Source organism: Desulfovibrio simplex (genome assembly GCF_055387835.1).
Window position 1 is genome coordinate 1693374 of record NZ_AP042377.1, and the last position, 21072, is coordinate 1714445.

The following is a 21072-nucleotide window of genomic DNA, read 5'->3' on the forward strand; positions in this document are numbered from 1 at the left end:
ACTTCCGCAGTCGCCAGAGCAATTTTACAGTGAAATTGCTCTGGCCATTCGGTGGCATGTCCGTCCATTTTGCACCAAGGATACGCGATGTTAGACTTCCTCAAGGCCTCGCCTGCGCGCCCGGTTACCAAGAGCTCAGAAGAGATAGACAAAGACTATGCCTATTGGCGCATACACATGATGGCATCCATATGGTTGGGATACGCCATCTTTTACTTCACACGCAACAGTTACAAGTCCATCATGCCGGCCATGCTCAAGGACCTTGACTGGCAGCTCTCGGACGTGGGCATCCTGAGCACCATTTTCTATATCGTTTACGGCTCGTCACGGTTTTTGGGCGGCATCATCAGCGACAAGTCCAATCCACGCTATTTCATGGGTGTTGGACTCATCGTCACAGGCATCATCAACATTGCCTTTGGTATGAGCTCGTCACTGCTGGCACTGGCCATTCTCTGGGGGCTCAACGCGTTCTTTCAGGGATGGGGCTGGCCGCCCTGCACCAAGATTCTCACCACATGGTACTCCCGCAACGAGCGCGGCTTCTGGTGGGCCGTGTGCAACACCTCGCACAACGTGGGCGGCGCCATCATTCCGCTGCTCGCCGGGTGGCTGGCCATACACTACGGCTGGCGCTACGGCATGATCATTCCGGGCATCATAGGCATTGTGGTGGGCATCATCCTTTGCGTCATCATGCGGGACAGACCGGAATCCATGGGACTGCCCAGGGTGGGCGAATGGCGCAAGGACCAGCTGGAGCTTGAGCAGGTCAAGAAAAGCAAAAACTCGCTCACCACATGGCAGGTGTTGCGCCTCTATGTATTCACCAACAAATACATCTGGCTTCTGGCCGTTTCCTACGTGCTTGTGTACGTCGTGCGCATCGGCGTCAACGACTGGGCCAACATGTACCTTGTGAAGGAACATGGCGTCGACCTGCTTGTGGCAAACAGCGCCATCACCATGCTTGAGATCGGCGGATTCATCGGCACCATCGTCGCCGGATGGGGATCAGACAAGCTGTTCAAGGGCAACCGCATCCCGATGAACATCATTTTCATGCTGGGCATCATGTGTTCCGTGGGCGCGCTCTGGCTTCTGCCCCTGACCTCAAAACTCGCCCTTGGCTCCGTATTTTTCCTGATCGGCTTTTTCATCTTCGGGCCCCAGATGCTCACTGGCATGGCCGCCGCCGAAGTCTGCCACAAGGAATACGCAGGCACGGCAACAGGCTTTGTCGGACTTTTTGGATACCTGGGAGCCGCCTGCACAGGCCTGCCGCTGGCAATGATCATCGAAACCACAAGCTGGAACGGCTTCTTCATCGTCATGACCGCGGCATCACTGCTTTCAGCCATACTTATTGTGCCCATCATTGGCGGAAAGAAGTAGATCCAGACAAGGTGTAGCACAAGGCTACACCTGTAGTATTGTGGCGCATCCATATCTGTAGCATGGCGCGCACAGGCCAAAAGCGACCAGAAAACAGCCTTATTTTCTATGTAGTTATATTTTATCTGCTGTTGGTAGCTTTTTTGCTAGAGACGATGCACAAACATCCAATGGAGGATACATGAACAACATTCACGGTATTTTCGCAGTAACGGTGACGCACTTTCATCAGGACGGCAGCATCGACTACAGCGCTATATCCAATCATATCCAATGGCTGCTCAAAGCCGGCGTACACGGCATCATGCCCGTGGGAGCCACCGGCGAATGGCCTGCGCTTTCCACTGACGAACGCAAGCAGGTTGCCGAATTCACCATGAAGGAAGTAAACGGCAAGGTTCCGGTCATTGTGGGCGCCATTTCGCCCAACGTCGATGTTTCGGTTGAACTGTCAAAACATGCAGGCTCCATAGGCGCTGCGGGCGTCATGATCCTTCCTCCTCCCGGCGTGCACCCCAGCCAGCACGAAATCTATGAATTCTACAAATACATTTCCGGCAAAAGCCCACTGCCGGTAATGGTCTACAACAATCCCGGCAGTTGCGGCGTGGCCGTGTCCCCTGAAACCCTGGTAAAATGCGCCCAGTTGCCCAACATGGGTTTTCTTAAAGAATCCAGTGGCGACATCATGCGGCTGACCCGTTCTGTGGACGAGGTAGGGGACAAGCTGGTGGTTTTCTGCGGGTGCGAAAGCCTGGCCTATGAAAGTTTTGTCATGGGCGCCAAGGCCTGGGTTTGCGTGCTTTCCAATATTGCTCCCGCCATGTGCGTCAAGCTGTACAACCTTATCGTCAAAGAACACAAACTAGCCGAGGCCCGGCAGATATACCGGCAAATGCTGCCCTTGCTGCGTCTGCTCGAAGACACTGGCGAGCTCTGGCAGGTGGTCAAACACGCGCTTGCGCTCAAGGGATTCGGGACAGGCACGTTGCGCATGCCCAGGCAGCCCATTTCTGAAGAAGTGCGCGTCGAGCTTGAAAAAGTACTCAAGCAGACCGACTTTTGCTAACTTTTTTCATGAGGGGCAGCTTTGTGCCGCCCCTCATGAACATTCCAGAAAAACTGAAGTTAAGGGAACTACCATGAGCAGCAAACACACCGCCAGAGCCGTTGTCATCGGCGGGGGGGCGGTAGGTACAGCCGTGGCCTGCTATCTTGCCATGGACGGGGTAGATGTAACCCTTGTTGAGCGTGGCGAGTTCGCCTGGGGATCCAGCCGCCGCTGCGACGGCCATGTGGTCACCTATGATACGCCGCCCGGCGCATATAGCCAGTTCTGCAAATACGGGCAGGACATGTTTCATGAGGCAGCAAAATTTCTGCCCGTGGATTTTGAGTTTTCGCCCGAGGGGCTCGGCCTGCTGGTTGATGACGAACGGGATCTCGACACTGTGCGCGCCAACTATGAAGGCAAGAAAAATGAAGGCATTGACGTCACCCTGTGGGACAGGGACGACCTGCGCCACCACGAGCCCAATATTGGCGACGGCATTCTGGCCTGCCTGAATTTTAATGGCGACTGCAAGCTTAACCCCATGCGGCTTTGTCAGGGGCTCGCCCTGCATGCCGAGGCCAACGGCGCCACCCTCATGACCAGGACCAGCGTCACCGGCCTGCGTACCGACGGAGAACGGATCACCACGGTTGAAACGGACAAGGGGCTCATCCATACAGAAAACGTCATTCTTGCCGCAGGCGTCTGGACTCCCCTGCTTGCCGACATGGTAGGCCTTGCCGTTCCCGTCAGACCACGCCAGGGGCATGTTCTTGTGACCGAGCGCGTGCGCAATCTGGTGGGCAAAAACTATGCGGAATACGGCTACCTTCTGGCAAAGGGCGGCAAGACGCGCAGCAATGCCACGCCTGAAATGGAGCACTTTGGTGTTGCCTTTGTGCTTGAGCCCTCCCACGCGGGAACAATCCTGCTTGGCAGCAGCCGTCGCTACGTCGGCATGGACATCCGCCCCGATCCCAGGGTCATGCGCATTATCGCCCAACGCGCCCGCCATTTCTACCCTGCCCTGGCAGATACGAGGGTCATCCGCTGTTATGCGGGGTTGCGTCCCTGCACTCCGGACGCCAAACCCATCATTTCGCCCACACATCTTCAGGGGCTTTTTGTCGCCACCGGGCATGAAGGAAACGGCATAGGCCTTTCACTCATTACGGGCAAACTTATTTCAGAAATGGTACGGGGGCAGGATCCTTTTATGGACATCAGCTATATGAGCCTCGACAGATTCGGCTCTGGCGCTGCGGCACTTTCCGCCACAACAGCCACCGCCTGAGGAGGACAATCGTGTTTGTCAAGACTACCCCTTCTGCGGGCAGGCAGGTGACCATTTATTTTGAAGACCAGCCCCTTGAGGTTGAAGAAGGCATATCCGTGGCCGCCGCCGTCCTTGGGCCGTCGCACGGCTGGACACGCACCACGCATGGCGGGCACAAGCGTGGCCCATATTGCCAGATGGGCGTCTGTTTTGAATGCCTCATGACCATTAACGGCGTCCCCAACCAGCAGGCCTGTCTCGTTCCTGTGGCTGAAGGCATGCGGGTGAACCGCCAGAACGGGGTACCCGACTTCGGCAAGGAGGGCTGCAATCATGCGTAGCGTATGGGACGTCATTATTGTCGGCGCTGGCCCCGCAGGCATGTGCGCAGCCATCGAAACAGCGCGCCAGGGACTGCACACGCTGGTACTTGACCGTCAAAGCGAACCCGGCGGTCAGATATTCAAAAGTGTCGGCTCCTCTGCCCTCGTTAACCATCTTGGTTCAGACTATTCTGCCGGTCGGCCGCTGGTGGAAGAATTCAAGAACTGCGGCGCGACTTTTCTGCCCAGCGCCAATGTATGGGATACAGCCCCGGACAGGATATATTTCAGCATACAGGGGCAAAGTCGCTGCGTGACCGCCCGACAGGTTGTGCTCGCCACGGGAGCGATGGAGCGCCCTGTTCCGCTGCCAGGCTGGACCCTGCCCGGAGTGATGGGCTCCGGGGCTTCGGATATTCTGCTCAAGTCAGCCTCACTTTTGCCCCAGGGTCCTGTGGTGCTGTGCGGCAACGGCCCGCTCATTCTTCAGGCTGCGGTGCATATGCACCACTTCAAGGTTCCTGTGGCTGGCGTGCTGTTCACGGGCAGGATCAGCAACCTGCTGCGGGCCATGAAACATATCACCGGTGCCCTGGCCCGTCCCGGGTATTTCTTGCACGGCATCGGCATGGCCGCGCGAACCGTTTTCACGCAAAAATGCACCTTTGCCGTGCGCGACCTTATGCTCGAACAGGTTGAGCCGGAACGTCTGAACATCAGTTTCACCAGCATGGGCGGCGGCCAAAAGAGCCTCCAGGCTGCAACCGTGCTTTTGCATGAAGGCGTCATTTCCGAAAGCCGCATCACCCGTCTGGCCCGATGCCGCCATACCTGGGATGAACGCCAGCGCTACTGGCACGTGAGCGCCGATGTGTGGGGCCAGACCAGCGTGCCCGGCATACGCACGGCTGGCGACGTGGCCCGTGTGCGCGGCGCGGCAGCAGCACAGGCTGAAGGCCGGCTGGTTGGCCTGGACGTCTGCCACGAACTGGGCCGCCTGAACATGAGCGAACGCAACCGGCTTGCAGATTCCCACATGCGCATTGTCAGACGTTGCCAGGCCCTGCAGCCATTTCTTGATGAATACTTCGCCCCTGCGCCGTCCCTTCTGCAGCCTGCGGACGATGCCGTGGTCTGCCGTTGCGAAGAACTCACGGCCCGGGACCTTCAGCAGACCATCAGACAAGGGTGCTTTTCGCCAGATGGCCTCAAGGCCCATGCCCGACCCGGCATGGGCACCTGCCAGGGCCGCATGTGCGGACAGGCAGTGGCCGAAATGATCGCCCATGCCCAGGGGCTGCCGCTGGATCAGTTGCCGCAGTATACGGCCCAACCGCCGCTCTTCCCTCTCAGTCTGGGGGAGTTGGCGGACATGCTCATGCCCCCTGACCTCAACTAGAGCATGTAACCCTTGAAAGGCTTGCTTACGGCAGGCAAAAGCCTGCCTGCTCGCATTTCGTGGCAAAGATTTTCAGGAAAATCCTTGCAAAACGGTTAACTTATTTCATTCGTAAACTGCTCCAGAGCGGATTACCGTTGAAAATAGGCAGTATCTACGTTTTCAACACGCCCGCTACAGCGCTTAACAGCGCAGACAAACTGCGCGTGCGCCTTCACGGCCAGCGACTGCCCACGCAGCGCCCCAGTAATTTCAAAATGAAATTGCTCCAACCGCAAAGGCTTTTACAAGAGGAGAACCCCAATGTCCCAGTTCCTTACCTGCCAGGAGTATGAAAATCTGGCTGCCAACCTGAAATATCCGACCCAGGCCTTCATTGGCGGCAAGTTTGTTCCTGCCGCTTCGGGCAAAACCTTTGCCACCATCAACCCCGCTACAGGCAAAGAGCTGGCTCAGGTTGCAAGCTGCGGCAAAGAAGACGTGGACAAGGCCGTGTCTGTGGCCCGCAAAACCTTTGATTCCGGGGTGTGGTCCAAAATGCACCCCACCGAACGTAAAAAAATCTTTCTCAAACTTTGCGAGCTGATGGAAAAACACATGGTCGAGCTTGCTGTGCTTGAGAGCATCGACAGCGGCAAGCCCATCCGCGAAAACCTGTGCACCGACCTGCCTGAAACCATCGAATGCCTTGAGTGGCATGCCGAATTCAGCGACAAGCAGTACGGCAGCACCTCGCCTTCCGGCAACCTCAAGCGGGGGCTTATCGTGCGGGAACCGGCAGGCGCCGTTGCCTGCGTGCTGCCCTGGAACTTTCCCCTGCAAATGGTCGGCTGGAAGCTTGGTCCCGCTCTTTCCGAAGGCAACAGCGTCATCATAAAACCCGCCAGCGTCACCTGCCTTTCAACGCTGCGACTGGCCGAACTGGCGGCAGAGGCCGGGATTCCAGAAGGCGTGCTTCAGGTGTTGCCCGGCCCCGGCGGCCTTGTGGGTGAAGCCCTGGGCCTGCACATGGATATTGACGTTCTTTCGTTCACCGGTTCCACCGATGTGGGCCGCCGCTTTTTGCAATACTCTGCCGAAAGCAATCTGAAGCGTGTGGTACTGGAGCTTGGCGGCAAAAGTCCCTTTGTACTGCTTGAAGACTTCACCGACCTTGAGTTCGCCGCAACCCACGCCTGCTCCGCCGCATTCTGGAATATGGGCGAAAACTGCACCGCCAACTCGCGCATTATCGTGCCCGCGAGCAAGAAAGAAGCCTTCTTGGACGCTTTTGTGGCAATCCTCAGCGGATGGCAGATGGGCAATCCCCTTGATCCCGCCAATGCGCTGGGGTCAATGGTCAGCGAACAGCAGTTCAAGACTGTCATGGGCTATATTGAAAAAGGCAAAGCCGAAGGCGGGCACGTTGTCACAGGCGGCAAGGCGGCCCCCATCGGCAGCGGCCTTTTCATCGAGCCCACGATTTTTGACAACGTGGGACGCGATGCCACGGTGGTGCGCGAAGAGATATTCGGCCCTGTCACGGCCATTCTTACGGCCACCTCTGATGAAAACGCGCTGGCCATGGCCAACGACACCTGCTACGGCCTGCACGGCTCCATCTTCACCGAATCGCTGACCAAGGCGCACGCCTTTGCCAGTGAACTCAAAGCTGGCACCGTGTCCATCAACTGCTTCAGCGAAGGCGATAACACGACGCCCTTTGGCGGATACAAACTTTCCGGCTTCGGCGGCAAGGACAAGGGACGCGAGTCCCACGACCAGTACACCGAACAGAAGACCATATTCATCAACCTTGACAGATAGCCGCGACAGGCCTGGTCAGCCCGCCTGATGAGGAACTGGCCAGGCCGTAACTCAAGAGGAGCCGCCATGAAACTGTCTCACATGATCCAGACCATTGACACCCATACGGCTGGCAATCCCACACGCAACGTGGTGGCTGGCTGCCCTGCTGTTCAGGGAACAAGCATGCAGGAGAAAATGGCCTACGCCAAAGAGCATCTCGGCTGGCTTATAAGCTCTCTCATGCTTGAACCGCGCGGGCACAGCAATATGTCAGGCACCATATGGGTTCCCCCGTGCAATCCTGAAGCGCATATGGGCATACTGTTCATTGACGCTGGCGGGCTCATGCCAATGTGCGGACACAGCACCATCGGCTGCGTCACGGCCATGCTTGAAAGCGGAACAATTGTTCCTGAAGGCGACGTGTGCAACGTCAATATAGACACCCCCGCCGGCCTGGTGCGAACCAGAGCGGAAATGAAGGACGGCAAGGTCACTCGTGTGACCTTTCGCAATGTTCCCTCCTTTCTGTTCTGTTCCGGCATGGTCGACGTGCCCGGCATAGGTGAGGTGCCCTATGATGTGGCCTATGGCGGCAATACATACGCCATCACTGACGCCAAATATTTTCCTGGCCTGAACCTGCGCTCCGGCTACCGTTCCGTCATTGAAAAAGCCGCCCAGGCATTTGGTGGAGCCGTTCGCAAGGCCGTGGATTTCAAACATCCGGAACAGCCCTTTATCAATGTCATCACCCACGTGATGTTCTACACCCAACCTGACGATCCCAAGGCAACGTACCGTAACACAGTGGTTTTTTTACCTGATTCTCTCGACCGTTCCCCCTGCGGCACGGGCACTTCCGCGCGAGTGGCTTCACTCTTTGCCAAGGGCGAACTGGGCCTGAACCAGGAATTTGTGCATGAGAGCGTCATAGGCACCCAGTTCACGGCGAGAATTGTGGAGCCCGCCACTGTGGGCCCCTGCAAGGGCGGCGTGCCGGAGGTAAGCGGAACGGCCTACCTCACGGGTTTTCACCAGTTTGTCATTGACCCTTCGGACACGCTGGGCAAGGGATTCAGGCTGGATTAGGCAGGATGGCCTTTGAGGATGCGCATTCTCAAAGCTTACGCACGCCCCTGCGTCGCCGAACAGTGCAGGCAAACCGGCGCTTGCGTCTTCACGATAAACGCCAGCTCACGCTGCCGCCAGATAAATTTCAAAGTGCGATTACCCTGACGCGAGTTACCTTGAAAAACCGGCACTGCTTTTGTGATGCAATGACTCCACAGGAAAAGATAAAAAGCGCTCGTATTTGCGGTCTTCCGCAAACACTTCCTGACATGTCGTAACACCTCTCTGTTTTCCACGCAGGCTTTGCGCCAGAATCCGCGCCATTCTCACTCTCCCCGGCGCAAAGCCTGCGCATTTCAAAAAAATTGCGCCATATGTGAATCCTCAAGCCTTGATCTGCATGACGATGTGGAAGGGCTCATACGTAAATATTTCGCCTGCATTTACACGGCAATGAAAAAGATGCGCCGCAGCCCTGCTCGAGCAGACAATCTGGGGTTGCGCCTGCACTACGAGCGCCTGATCGCACAGCCACCGGAGCAATTTCAAAAATGCTCTGGCTCCATTTTTTCTATCCACGCTGCTGCGCGCTGCACCATGCCGAAGTGTGCTGACGCAAAACATCCGGACCACACTCTTAACAAACATCATTGATTCAAAAAAATACATCTGTAGCATTTTGCTTCACTGCAATAAAATGATAATTATAATAGGTATATTTATAACTTAATTATTGCAGATAGTTTCATTGTGGCAATATTTTTGCACATTACCACAGGTATGGACCTACCAATATACAGTTGATGCCATTTTAATGTGGCTATTGAGTGGGAAAATGTTCACGAGCTGCTTAAATAACATCGGATACCTAATACACAGTGGGAGGAAGATTCTATGCCTGAACAAGGAAAATTCAAAAAAGAATTGAATACCACAGACCTCACGTTTGTGGCGCTGGGGGCTATTTTTGGATCCGGATGGCTGTTTGGAGCAAGTTATGTTGCGCAATACGCGGGACCTGCAGGAATCTTTTCCTGGATCATAGGTGGTATCACAGTATTCTTTCTTGGCCTTGTATATTGTGAACTTGGAGCGGCCTTACCCAAGGCTGGCGGCATCATTCGCTTCCCTGTTTTTTCTCACGGCGAGCTTGTCGGGTATCTGCTCGCCTCACTGACGGTCATTGCCTTTTCAAGCCTTATCGCCATTGAAGTGGTGGCCGCGCGCCAGTATGCTGCGGCATGGTTGCCCTGGCTTACGGCGGACGCCTCCGGCTCACCAACCCTGGCAGGCTGGATAGCCCAGCTTCTGCTGACGGTTTTCTTCTTCATAATCAACTATAACGGCGTTAAATCTTTCGCCATCGCCAATAACATCATCAGCCTTTTCAAATTTGTGGTCCCCGCTCTGGTGATGGTTGTTCTGATGTACTACTTTCAGCCGGAAAACCTGACGGCGCACGGCTTTGCACCGTTTGGAAGCCACGGCGTGCAGATGGCGGTAACCGCCGGGGGTGTCATCTTTGCCTACCTTGGCCTGACCCCAGTGGTAGCGGTGGCCAGCGAGGTAAAAAATCCCCAGCGCACCATTCCTATTGCCCTGCTGCTGTCCATCGTGCTTTCCACCATTATATACATCGTACTGCAACTGGTTTTTCTGGGCAGCATTCCCCCGGACATGCTTTCCGAGGGCTGGGGCAACATAGCAGCAAAGTTTTCTCTTCCCTATCATGACATCGCTTTGCTGCTGGGTCTTGGCTGGCTGGGCATCCTTGTGGTGGCCGATGCGGTCATCTCCCCAGCCGGCACCGGCAATATATACATGGTCGCCACTCCGCGGGTCATTTACGCATGGTCGCGGAGCGGCACGTTCTTTAGCCGCTTTTCCGCTGTGGACAAAAAATCGGGTATCCCCCGTCCCGCGCTTTGGCTTACGTTGGCTCTTTCCATTTTCTGGACCATGCCCTTCCCTTCCTGGAAGGAACTCATCAATGTGGTTTCCGGCGCCCTGTGCCTCAGCTATGCGCTTGCCCCCATTGCCTGTGGCGCGCTTCGCATAAACGCTCCTGACTTACCCCGCCCCTTCCGGGTTCGTGCCCTGGCAATCATCTCGCCGCTGACCTTCATCATTGCCTCCCTTATCGTGTATTGGTCGGGATGGAGCGTCATTTGCTGGCTGTACCCCATAGAGCTATTGCTGTTTGTTACATACATCCTTGCCAGTAAAAAAGTGCCGACCCAGCACGTGAGCCTGCAGCAGCAAATCAAGTCATCACTCTGGCTTGTGGGCTACTACATACTGACCTTGATTATTTCCTACCTTGGCTCCTTCGGGGGCAAGGGAATCCTGACGGCGCCCTGGGATGTGGTCGCCATGGGCCTCGTGGCTCTGATTTGCTATTATTGGGCCATGAAAACGTGCCTGCCAACGGCCAATATCACCGAAGCCCCCGACGCTGATTAACATTTTTGCGTCCACCCTTAACCCATGCGCCGGAGCTTAACGCTTCGGCGCATGCCTTTGTTTATGCGGCAAGACTGCATGATTCAAAACCACATAAGGCTTACACTCGGCATCTTGCGACACACAAAAGATTAATGGATGGCATGTTGCGTACGCAACACGATGCTCAAATGCATTAACGCGACAGATGCGGCGCTTTTTATCATAGCTGTATAATACCAATATCTTTAATTTCCCCTAATTACATATTATATTACACTATATTACATCAAAAAATCTATGCAGATATAATGCTTTTAAAATAATAAAATTATGATATATAGTGCAAGAGTGATTTCGCCGTGAAATTGCCCTGGCGACTGCGGAGCAGGCGCACGCCGTGATATGGTGGCGCGGCCTATCAGCCGCTCCCGAACATTGAAGCAGGCGAGCCATAAGCTTTGATAATGTACTTACAAAATCACCCTGTTCCGCAGAAAGGATGCGAGCACTTCCCACATCCGGAAGAATTTTCGTATCCGCCTAAACTGCAACACTAAACATATGTTGAAAAACAATGCTCAGGAGATCATATGAACAAATTATTAACCTTCGCCTTGGGGGTATGCCTGACATGCATTTTTGCCAGCAGCGCCATGGCCAGCAACGATATTGTCACCGCCTCCGATCATGAGGCCGTGCTTGAAATCGCCAAAGGTTTTGGCAGTGCGGACTTGAGCACAACGGGCAAGGGAACCCCCGTCCTCAAGGGACGTATGGACGGCACCAAGTACGCCGTGTGGTTCGCTGGCTGTTCTGACGGCAAGAGTTGCAGCACCTTGCAGTTTCTTGGCGTGTGGAAGATCAAGGATTTTCCGTTCGAAAAGGTCAATACCTGGAATGCCCAAAAAATGTATACCAGAGCATATATTGACAAAGACGGAGATCTCATCCTGGAAATGGACGTCTTCATGCGCTATGGCATGACCAAGAAGAATCTGGAAGAAATGTTCGACCTGTGGCAAACGTCGCTCAAACATTTTTCGCAGCAGCTTTCGCAAAGTACACAGCCCTAGCGCGGATCAACATTTGGAATACGCATTCTCAATGTTTTCGGCACTCCCGGTTCGGCGCTTACCAGCGCAGACAAGTCATGCTTATGCTTCACGGCGTACGCCTGCCCACGCAGACGCCAGGGTAAACTTCAAAGTGAGATTACCCTAACCACCGAAACGGGCGTAACTTTATCATAAACCACAAAAAACCGGCCCTATGGCCGGTTTTTTTGTGGGCTAGTGCCAGCCGCCATAAAAAACGGGGGTATGAAATTGCCGCAATCGTGTCCACGCAGCTTTATCGTATCCCCTGCGCAGCGATTACTTCGCCCAATAAAATCTGCCTGCAGCTTGCACCAGCCACGTGGAGTTCTCCTGTTATCCACCGTTGATATGACGCCACATCCAACACCAGACGCACGATATTTTCACGCATATTGCCTACCTACCGCACAGAAAAAATCCTTCCCGGACGCACAATGCGGATTCATTCCTCACCAGATTGGCTTTTTACCTTCGCTTACAGCCATTTATCCAATACATTCCACGCCCATAAATTATTAATAATATTCTCACTCAGCATATTAACAATAAATCAGTTGTATACGTGTAAGGGCTTTTACACCGCATAAGAATTATCTACTTAAATATTAGACAATCATATATTTCACAATAAAATACCATATAATTTGGTGATTCAAAACACTACAAATGTAGCATTACGACTCACACATGTGTATATTTCATCTATTAATTTTTTTCAAACATCGCAATAATTCCACACTGTTTTAAACTTGGCAATATTTTTGCAGTTATGGAGCATTAATTTCATATATCCAATGCAGCAATAACATCATTTGTATTCACATATTAACCAATATCAGCATAAAAAAAACAGCATCAGTTAGCAACAAATATCAAATAACACCACATCTATATGTTAATAGAAAAGACACATAGTAAGCAAAAATGAAAAATGCACCCAATATGGCGAAAATACTCATAGTAACGATGAATGGTGATACCATGAGCAATAATATAAAAGTATCAGGATCAAGCATTTTTACCTATCAAAATCCACACTTGGCGCCAATAACGTCATGGGATGGATATTTGTACTGCCATTATGGACACACAAAAAAAATCGTCGCTCACTGTCCAATAAAAAATTCAGAGACTGTCAAACGCTACACACGGTTTTTCTTTTCCAGTCCGTGCTTGTTTAGTGGCACGGCCGGAACAAAACGCGAAGCTCCTCCCCCCCCGAGTTGTGGCAAATATGGTTTTGCTCACAGCCGTCGCGCCACCCGGTGCATAATGGAATCCTCATCCAGCAAAGCGCGCCCCTCTCCATGTCGCAGCCATGTTCACGTATCGGGCACAACACAAGCCCCCGGCATGGCTGCACACCGGATGCTCTTGCAGGGGCGGAATGCCCCGACAAACAGCCTGCATGCCCTGGCTCGGCGTGCAATCCTCCCCGCAAATCCGGTAATGCCGCACCCTGACGGACTCGACGTTTATTTCAACCACGCTGCTTACGGTACTTGTATCGCTGTCGCCGGGTTCATTCTTTGCGATGCCAATTCTGACTGCGCGAGGGTCGCCGCAAATACGGCATCCATCAGATTTGCCGGCACCGATACTCATGCGGATTGCGTGGCTGCGCCCTCGAGGCAACCGCGAGGAATGCAGGGGCGCCATGTGCAAGCCCTGAAAAACCCACCCGGCAATCAGACGACATGAAGCTGCCGCCCGAAGCAGCAAAATCACGCAAGTAAATACAGCGAGCTCAGAAGAGTTTCACCAGCCACACATATATTCTTCATAACCTTTGAGACAAGGATACGCCATGTTAGACTTCCTCAAGGCCTCGCCTGCGCGCCCGGTTACCAAGAGCTCAGAAGAGATAGACAAAGACTATGCCTATTGGCGCATACACATGATGGCATCCATATGGTTGGGATACGCCATCTTTTACTTCACACGCAACAGTTACAAGTCCATCATGCCGGCCATGCTCAAGGACCTTGACTGGCAGCTCTCGGACGTGGGCATCCTGAGCACCATTTTCTATATCGTTTACGGCTCGTCACGGTTTTTGGGCGGCATCATCAGCGACAAGTCCAATCCACGCTATTTCATGGGTGTTGGACTCATCGTCACAGGCATCATCAACATTGCCTTTGGTATGAGCTCGTCACTGCTGGCACTGGCCATTCTCTGGGGGCTCAACGCGTTCTTTCAGGGATGGGGCTGGCCGCCCTGCACCAAAATTCTCACCACATGGTACTCCCGCAACGAGCGCGGCTTCTGGTGGGCCGTGTGCAACACCTCGCACAACGTGGGCGGCGCCATCATTCCGCTGCTCGCCGGGTGGCTGGCCATACACTACGGCTGGCGCTACGGCATGATCATTCCGGGCATCATAGGCATTGTGGTGGGCATCATCCTTTGCGTCATCATGCGGGACAGACCGGAATCCATGGGACTGCCCAGGGTGGGCGAATGGCGCAAGGACCAGCTGGAGCTCGAGCAGGTCAAGAAAAGCGAAAACTCGCTCACCACATGGCAGGTGTTGCGCCTCTACGTATTCACCAACAAATACATCTGGCTTCTGGCCGTTTCCTACGTGCTTGTGTACGTCGTGCGCATCGGCGTCAACGACTGGGCCAACATGTACCTTGTGAAGGAACATGGCGTCGACCTGCTTGTGGCAAACAGCGCCATCACCATGCTTGAGATCGGCGGCTTCATCGGCACCATCGTCGCCGGATGGGGCTCGGACAAGCTGTTCAAGGGCAACCGCATCCCGATGAACATCATTTTCATGCTGGGCATCATGTGTTCCGTGGGCGCGCTCTGGCTTCTGCCCCTGACCTCAAAACTCGCCCTTGGCTCCGTATTTTTCCTGATCGGCTTTTTCATCTTCGGGCCCCAGATGCTCACTGGCATGGCCGCCGCCGAAGTCTGCCACAAGGAATACGCAGGCACGGCAACAGGCTTTGTCGGACTTTTTGGATACCTGGGAGCCGCCTGCACAGGCCTGCCGCTGGCAATGATCATCGAAACCACAAGCTGGAACGGCTTCTTCATCGTCATGACCGCGGCATCACTGCTTTCAGCCATACTTATTGTGCCCATCATTGGCGGAAAGAAATAAGTCTGCTGTTCACAATTCCCGATACAGGGGGGACCGCGGATCTCCCCTGCTGTTCGCCCTGCTACGTTTACTGACACAGATGCCATATCTCATCCCCCTTAAACCTAAGGAGAAATAATGAAACGCATCGCGACACTTTTTCTGGCTGCCAGTATGCTGCTCAGCGCAGTAACCGGAGCCAGCGCCATTGACTTCAAAGCTATGGGACAGTGGCGCTGGGGGTTTGGAACGAGCGAAATATCCCCCATGAAACAGTACCGTAACGGCAACGACGCCAGCCAGACCAAGGCTAACAGGGAAGACGTGTTTCAGGCGGCCCAGAGACTGCGCATACAGGTGGATGCTGTGGCATCCCAATCATTGTCTGGAACGGTGTACTTTGAAATTGGCACCATGCAGTGGGGTAAAAGTAAGAACGGCGCGGCCCTGGGCGCTGACGGCTCAGACCAGATAAAGCTCAAGCGCGCTTACTTTGACTGGATTGTGCCCCATACAGCTCTTGGAATCCGCATGGGCATTCAGGGCGTGGAACTGCCCAAGGTGGCGGGCGGCTCGGCTGTCATGAAAACTGATGTGGCAGGAGTGGCCGCTTCCTACAAGTTCAATGAAAATTCCGGCGTCACAGCCCTTTGGGCTCGCCCTCTGAATGATAACTACGATGGGGGCGGTAATCCGAACCGGCAGAATTACCTGGACAATATGGACCTGTTCATTCTGTCGCTCCCCCTGAAATTTGACGGAATATCCGCAACGCCCTGGGTCATGTACGGCATGATGGGGGCCAACTCCCTTAAGAATTATAAGGGTAGCGGCAGCAACTCCTGGAATACGGCTGACGGCAACCTGGAGTACACGTTGCGCCCGTACCCCGGCATGACCGGCGCGAAAAATATCGGCGACACCGACAAGGGATATGGCAACACTTTCTGGATGGGACTCCCCATTACACTGTCACTGTGGGAACCGTTGAATATTGAAGTGGACCTCAACTACGGCTACGTTGAAAGTATGGGGCGCTTTACTGCCTCGAAAAATGGCGTGGGCAAACGTTCCAGCACCGAGCGCCAAGGGTTCATTGGCAAAGCCCTGGTTGAATACAAGATGGATTGGGGCATTCCGGGTATCTTCGGCTGGTATGGCACTGGCGACAGCGGCAATCCCAAGAACGGTTCTGGCCGCATGCCTTCCATAGTCCCCAACGGCAGCATGACCTCTTTCATGGGTGACGGCAACCTGGGCTGGATCCGGCAAGACTTCAACGTGAGCTACTCTGGTAGCTGGGGCTTGGGCGCACAGGTGCGCAACGTAAGCTTCATCGATGATCTTACCCATACACTTCGCGTGGCCTACTGGGGCGGCACCAACAGCACAGGCATGGTCAAATATATGGATTCCGCCTATGCCTGGAGCGGCGGCTGGAGTAAATCCGATGGGCCTTACCTGACGACGAATGACGGACTGCTCGAGTTCAACCTGATAAACAGCTATAAAATATACGAAAATCTTGAAATGAATATTGAGTTGGACTACCTCGCCAACTTTATGGACAATGACACGTGGAAAAAAGCCGGAGCGCGAAACACCAGCTTTGACAAGCAGGATGTATGGAAGGCTCAGGTAGTTTTTGAATACACCTTCTAGGGCAATCCGTCCTGACGGTTCGTCCTGTTCCTGGCCGCGATCCGCCGGATTATCCTGTGGTCGACGCAACCGGCCTGCCGGATATGCGCCATGCGCCCAATTACAGCCACGGTGCGTATGATCAGGCTTGGCTCCACTTCAGCGGTTCAGGTTATCAAATAAAAAACCGGCCTTTCAGGCCGGTTTTTTATTGCCAAGAATGTTTCAACAAGGACAGTACGTCAGGCCCAGGTCCCTCAGGAGGTAGACCCGACCGGATTGACGGAATCCGCAAAAGGATACGGTCCGTCAAAGGTCACATTCGTCGGAATCTGACAGACGTGCGTATTCAAGGTCTGGTTTTCCCAATGGTGCAAAAGATACCCCGGCGTTTCCATAACGAAGGTATCCCCGCCTCCGGGCGAAAGATCCAGGTCTATCTGCATGGCCGCCGAGGGCGCGGTCACGCACAGCCGCCCCTGCCACTGCGTGATTATGGGCCGGTGCATGTGCCCAAAACACAGCCGCACCTGTGGATTGTCCGCGATCACAGCGGCAAACTTCTGCTGGTTTTCAAACGGTTCGTCCATAACGCCAAGGCCCGTTGTGAACGGCGGATGGTGCATGAAAAGCATGGTCTGCACCTGCGGCCTTTTGCGCAGCTCGCCGGTGAGCCAGGTTTCCACAGCCGGAAAAAAATGCCCCGAATGCGAACCGGGATGCGTGCTGTCCAGCACGATCAGGCGCAGATCGTCCATTTCAACCGTGTAGCAGATGTGTGGGGCAACATTGGCGTCCGAGGGGCACCAGTCCTTCAATTCGGCCTGCATCCTGTCGCGCCTGTCGTGGTTGCCGGGCAGCGCATAGATGGGGATGTTCAGGGGCGTGAACGATTCCACCAGAATACGGTAGGCGTTCAGGTCGCCGCTGTCGGCCAGATCACCGCTGAGGACGATGATGTCAGGCTTTTGCGCCATGCTTTTCAGGTGCGCCAGGGTGGCGTCCAGGCATCGGCGTGTGTCGACCACTCTGAACGACAGCTTGTTGTCGCCGCGCAGATGTGTGTCAGATAATTGCAATATACGCATGATCACCCCTGATATTACAGCTTTGCCCCGGCCTGGGCGGCGTTGAAAGCCTGCGCCTGAAGCTCGGCTCTGTTGTGCCTGCGCTGGATGGTGAAGGCGGAAAGTGCGCTGGTTGCGGCCGCAATGAGCACAAAGATGCAGATATAGAACGGATTGCCGTCATTCCACTGCATAAGTGCCGTACACACGCCAGGCACGATACCAGCCACAAGAAAGCCCGGGAACTGATAGACTATTGATATGCCCGTATAGCGCACCTCTGCCGGAAAAAGATCAGAAAAGAGCGCGGCTTCCGGCCCGAAAACACCTGCATAGCAGATACTGAGAGGAATGGCTATAGCAAGGCCTATGATGAACATATTGCCGCCGCTGCCTTGCATGAGCCAGAACGCCGGGAATATGGTCAGGCCGCAGGCCAGACTGGCCAGGCCGTAAATGCGGCCCCGCCCGAAACGGTCGGCAAGACGTCCGGCGATAAGAATGAAGGGGCACATCAGCAGCGCCGCTATCATGACCGCCGTCAGCGCCTCGGTGCGCGTGACGTTGATATACTGCACAAGATAGCTGATGGAAAATACGGCGAGCACGTTGAAGAACACGCCGTCAATCCAGCGCGCGCCCACGCCAAGGGCGATATTGCCAGGATAGTTTTTGCACACCGCAACGATGGGCATGACCTTTTTTTCAGTATGACCCTCGTCCTGAACTTTTCGGAATTCGGGGGTTTCAAGGATGTGGGTACGCACATAAAGGGCAATGGCGATAAGCACGATACTGAGGATAAAGGCGAGCCGCCAGCCCCACTGCATGAACTGCTCATTGGTCAGCAACCAGGAAAGCAGGGCCACCACGCCGGAAGCAAGGCAAAGCCCCGTGGCCAGACCCATTTGCGGAATACTGGCATAAAATGCCTTTTCGCGCTCATTGGCGTATTCATAGGTCATGAGAACCGCTCCACCCCATTCGCCGCCAAGGCCAAGCCCCTGACACAAGCGCAGTGTTTGCAGCAGGATGGGGGCGGCTATGCCGATGGACGCGTAGGTAGGCACAAGCCCTATGCCCACAGTGGCAATGCCCATGATAAGCATGGTAAGGATAAGCATGCGCTTGCGGCCCAGTTTGTCGCCGTAGTGCCCGAAGATGAAGCCGCCCAGCGGGCGCGCCAGATAACCGATGGCAAAGGTGCTGTACGCCAGGATGGTTCCCATGAAGGGATCCGCGGTGGGGAAATAGAGCTTGCTAAAAACGATGCCAGCCACGACCCCATAAAGGAAAAAATCGTACCACTCAATGGTGGCACCGAGCAAACTGGCGATAACCACCTTGCGCATTTCTTTTTTGCTGGTGGTATGTTTATCCATTCCTGCGTTGGGCATGCTCCCTCCACGGCTGCTGGCAGGGATTTGCCCTACCGCACGACACTTAAAAGTTTTAATAGAATCTACAACTACTAGTAAAAAATAATTAAATTTTTTGAGCTAAAAATTAGCTCAAAACTTAACCCACGCACATAAAAAGGCGCTTTGCACTCGGATTATCACGCTGCAGATTTTTGTGTCAATTGAAATTTTATTAAAGTTTTTAGCTTATTTTATTGACTCGCCAACGTGTACATGGGAAGTTACGGCAGTTGAAAGATGCTGCCATTCCCGATTCGCTCCCTGCCCGACCATGTGGCGGCATTACTGCGGCGGCGATGCCCCGTCCCACGGAGCCCGCGCTATACCATTGCTCTGGCGCCAGCGCGCGGCCGACCACGACCGGACACGGCCGCGGCGTCTGCCCACAGTGCTCGCTGCAGCGCCCGCAACACTTGACCGTAGTATTTGTTCGCGCCATATGCCCGAACCGCTGGCGAGATCCACTGCGGGGGGGCATGCTACCAGGCACAACCTGTGGGGTCGGGCCCGTATGCCCCGCTGTTTGCGGCACCGCGAAACGATATGGCCACAAGCTGAAAATTTTTGGTACTATACCTCTCAAAGACCACACGCAGCGGGAATAAAGGAATTAAAGATGACTCCTGATGGTGAAAACCCGAGAATCGCCAAAAAAACCACGCTGAAGGACGTAGCCCGCGTGGCGGGCGTATCCTCCGCGACGGTTTCAATGATACTCAATGGGCGTGAAGGCGTATCCTTTGCGGAAGAAACCGTGAAAGGGGTTATGGCCGCCGCCGCCAAGCTGAACTACGGCCGCGAGCGCCGGGCCAAACCTCTCATAGAGGGCGGGCCTGTCATATTGATTGTCGTGCCCAACGTCACCAACCCCTACTACGCCACCATCATCCAGGCCGTGCAGCAGGCCGCCGCCGAAAAAAATTACGCCACCTGCATATCCACCACCTACCGCAGTCTTGAAAGTGAACTCGCCGCGGTCCAGTTGGCGCAATCCACCGGCATGGCGGGCATCATCTTCACCATGCTGGCTCATCCGGATGAAGTTCTCTCACGCGTGGGAGGCAAGATGCCCGTAGTGGTCATGGGCGACAGGCGCGTTGACCTCAGTGTGGACACGGTTGAACTGAACAACTATGATGCAGGCAGCCTCATTGCCCGGCACATGTGCGAACTGGGCCATAAGCATATGGCCTACATTTCCACAACGCTGGACTCCTGCAACTCTATCCGCATGCAACGCCTCAAGGGTCTACAGACCACCATCAGCCAGCTTTGCCCCGAAGGAACCCTGCTGGTCAAAAGCCGCACCATCACGCCAAAGGTTGAACTGGATAACCTGCTCATAGAGCACAGCGTTGGCCATGAGCTTGCCCGAGGCTGCTTTGTGGATAAAAAAATCACCGCTTTCATAGCCGTAAACGACATGGTCGCCTATGGCGTCATGGACGCCGTGTTAGAAGCGGGCTTCAGCATACCCGGAGATTACAGCGTTTGCGGCTTTGACAACCTTTTGCCGTCACAGTTCGGCAAAGTGGCCCTGACCTCAGTGGAACACTATATTCAGGATAAAGGGCACAACGCCCTGGAACTGCTGCATGCGAGAATCAGCGGCCAGATCTCAAGCCGCAACATCACCAGGGTTGAGATCAGCCACAAACTCATCGTACGCGCGTCCACGGGATTGCCCCGGACACGCGCAATATAGCGAACCACGCAGGCCAGATGCCTTTATTCTCCCCGCATGCGTTTCGGGGCAGCATGCCCAGGCAGTTCGGGTTGAAAATACCGTGGCAATGCGTGGGCAAGCGCTTGCGTGATGGCGGGACAGCCGGGGATACGCGCTCTTACGCATCCCGATGGGGTTTTCATCCGTCAGAGCATCTTAACCTTGAAAAGAGTTAACATGCTCTGACGCTGCACAAGAGCGCCGTGCGCCGCAACGCGGCGTGGAGTCTGCCTAAAATCGCATTTTCTGCAGAATGACAAATTGAA

At 54.5% G+C, this 21072-nt stretch carries 15 protein-coding genes; 12 read left to right on the forward strand and 3 right to left on the reverse strand.

All coding sequences use genetic code 11. The annotated features are described in order from the left end of the window. Positions 1 to 87: 87 nt before the first annotated feature. From uhpC (ACZ5DH_RS06970) to ACZ5DH_RS07000, 7 genes are all read left to right on the forward strand, one after another. Positions 88 to 1398, forward strand: a complete 1311-nt coding sequence (gene uhpC, locus ACZ5DH_RS06970; RefSeq protein WP_464256346.1) for an MFS transporter family glucose-6-phosphate receptor UhpC — start codon at positions 88 to 90, stop codon at positions 1396 to 1398. Between the two features lie 181 nt (positions 1399 to 1579). After that, entirely contained in the window at positions 1580 to 2467 is an 888-nt protein-coding gene (locus ACZ5DH_RS06975; protein WP_464256347.1) for a dihydrodipicolinate synthase family protein, read from the forward strand. Between the two features lie 73 nt (positions 2468 to 2540). Next, complete coding sequence (locus ACZ5DH_RS06980) at positions 2541 to 3746, forward strand: NAD(P)/FAD-dependent oxidoreductase (RefSeq protein ID WP_464256348.1); 1206 nt, start codon at positions 2541 to 2543, stop codon at positions 3744 to 3746. An 11-nt stretch (positions 3747 to 3757) separates the two neighbouring features. Further along, the gene (locus ACZ5DH_RS06985; protein WP_464256349.1) at positions 3758 to 4069 is read left to right on the forward strand and encodes a (2Fe-2S)-binding protein; all 312 of its coding nucleotides are present in this window, start codon (positions 3758 to 3760) and stop codon (positions 4067 to 4069) included. After that, positions 4062 to 5450 carry an FAD-dependent oxidoreductase gene (locus ACZ5DH_RS06990; protein ID WP_464256350.1) on the forward strand — a complete coding sequence of 463 codons (1389 nt, stop codon included), beginning with the start codon at positions 4062 to 4064 and terminating at the stop codon, positions 5448 to 5450. The genes ACZ5DH_RS06985 and ACZ5DH_RS06990 overlap by 8 nt, the downstream gene beginning before the upstream one ends. A 303-nt stretch (positions 5451 to 5753) precedes the next feature. Next, entirely contained in the window at positions 5754 to 7256 is a 1503-nt protein-coding gene (locus tag ACZ5DH_RS06995) for an aldehyde dehydrogenase (protein WP_464256351.1), read from the forward strand. Positions 7257 to 7322: 66 nt separating this feature from the next. Next, positions 7323 to 8330 carry a proline racemase family protein gene (locus ACZ5DH_RS07000; RefSeq protein ID WP_464256352.1) on the forward strand — a complete coding sequence of 336 codons (1008 nt, stop codon included), beginning with the start codon at positions 7323 to 7325 and terminating at the stop codon, positions 8328 to 8330. A 153-nt stretch (positions 8331 to 8483) separates the two neighbouring features. On the opposite strand, the gene ACZ5DH_RS07005 is transcribed toward ACZ5DH_RS07000, so the two are convergent. Continuing rightward, complete coding sequence (locus ACZ5DH_RS07005; RefSeq protein ID WP_464256353.1) at positions 8484 to 8636, reverse strand: hypothetical protein; 153 nt, start codon at positions 8634 to 8636, stop codon at positions 8484 to 8486. Positions 8637 to 9206: 570 nt separating this feature from the next. Here ACZ5DH_RS07005 and ACZ5DH_RS07010 point away from each other — a divergent pair. The 4 genes from ACZ5DH_RS07010 (at position 9207) to ACZ5DH_RS07025 (ending at position 16613) form a co-directional block, all read left to right on the forward strand. Then, positions 9207 to 10775, forward strand: a complete 1569-nt coding sequence (locus ACZ5DH_RS07010; RefSeq protein ID WP_464256354.1) for an APC family permease — start codon at positions 9207 to 9209, stop codon at positions 10773 to 10775. Between the two features lie 572 nt (positions 10776 to 11347). Then, a complete protein-coding gene (locus tag ACZ5DH_RS07015) occupies positions 11348 to 11830 on the forward strand; it encodes a YbjN domain-containing protein (RefSeq protein WP_464256355.1) in 483 nt (160 codons plus the stop codon). A gap of 1831 nt (positions 11831 to 13661) precedes the next feature. Beyond that, the gene (gene uhpC / locus ACZ5DH_RS07020; protein WP_464256356.1) at positions 13662 to 14972 is read left to right on the forward strand and encodes an MFS transporter family glucose-6-phosphate receptor UhpC; all 1311 of its coding nucleotides are present in this window, start codon (positions 13662 to 13664) and stop codon (positions 14970 to 14972) included. A gap of 117 nt (positions 14973 to 15089) precedes the next feature. Continuing rightward, a complete protein-coding gene (locus ACZ5DH_RS07025) occupies positions 15090 to 16613 on the forward strand; it encodes an outer membrane homotrimeric porin (protein WP_464256357.1) in 1524 nt (507 codons plus the stop codon). 236 nt (positions 16614 to 16849) lie between these two features. Here the strand turns inward: ACZ5DH_RS07025 and ACZ5DH_RS07030 are convergent, their stop codons facing one another. Both ACZ5DH_RS07030 and ACZ5DH_RS07035 read right to left on the reverse strand, forming a co-directional pair. Then, a complete protein-coding gene (locus ACZ5DH_RS07030; RefSeq protein WP_464256358.1) occupies positions 16850 to 17680 on the reverse strand; it encodes a phosphodiesterase in 831 nt (276 codons plus the stop codon). A gap of 14 nt (positions 17681 to 17694) precedes the next feature. After that, positions 17695 to 19056, reverse strand: coding sequence for an MFS transporter (locus ACZ5DH_RS07035; protein WP_464256359.1), 1362 nt, complete (start codon positions 19054 to 19056; stop codon positions 17695 to 17697). Positions 19057 to 19696: 640 nt separating this feature from the next. Here ACZ5DH_RS07035 and ACZ5DH_RS07040 point away from each other — a divergent pair. Then, complete coding sequence (locus tag ACZ5DH_RS07040; protein WP_464256360.1) at positions 19697 to 20785, forward strand: LacI family DNA-binding transcriptional regulator; 1089 nt, start codon at positions 19697 to 19699, stop codon at positions 20783 to 20785. The last annotated feature ends 287 nt before the right edge of the window (positions 20786 to 21072 follow it).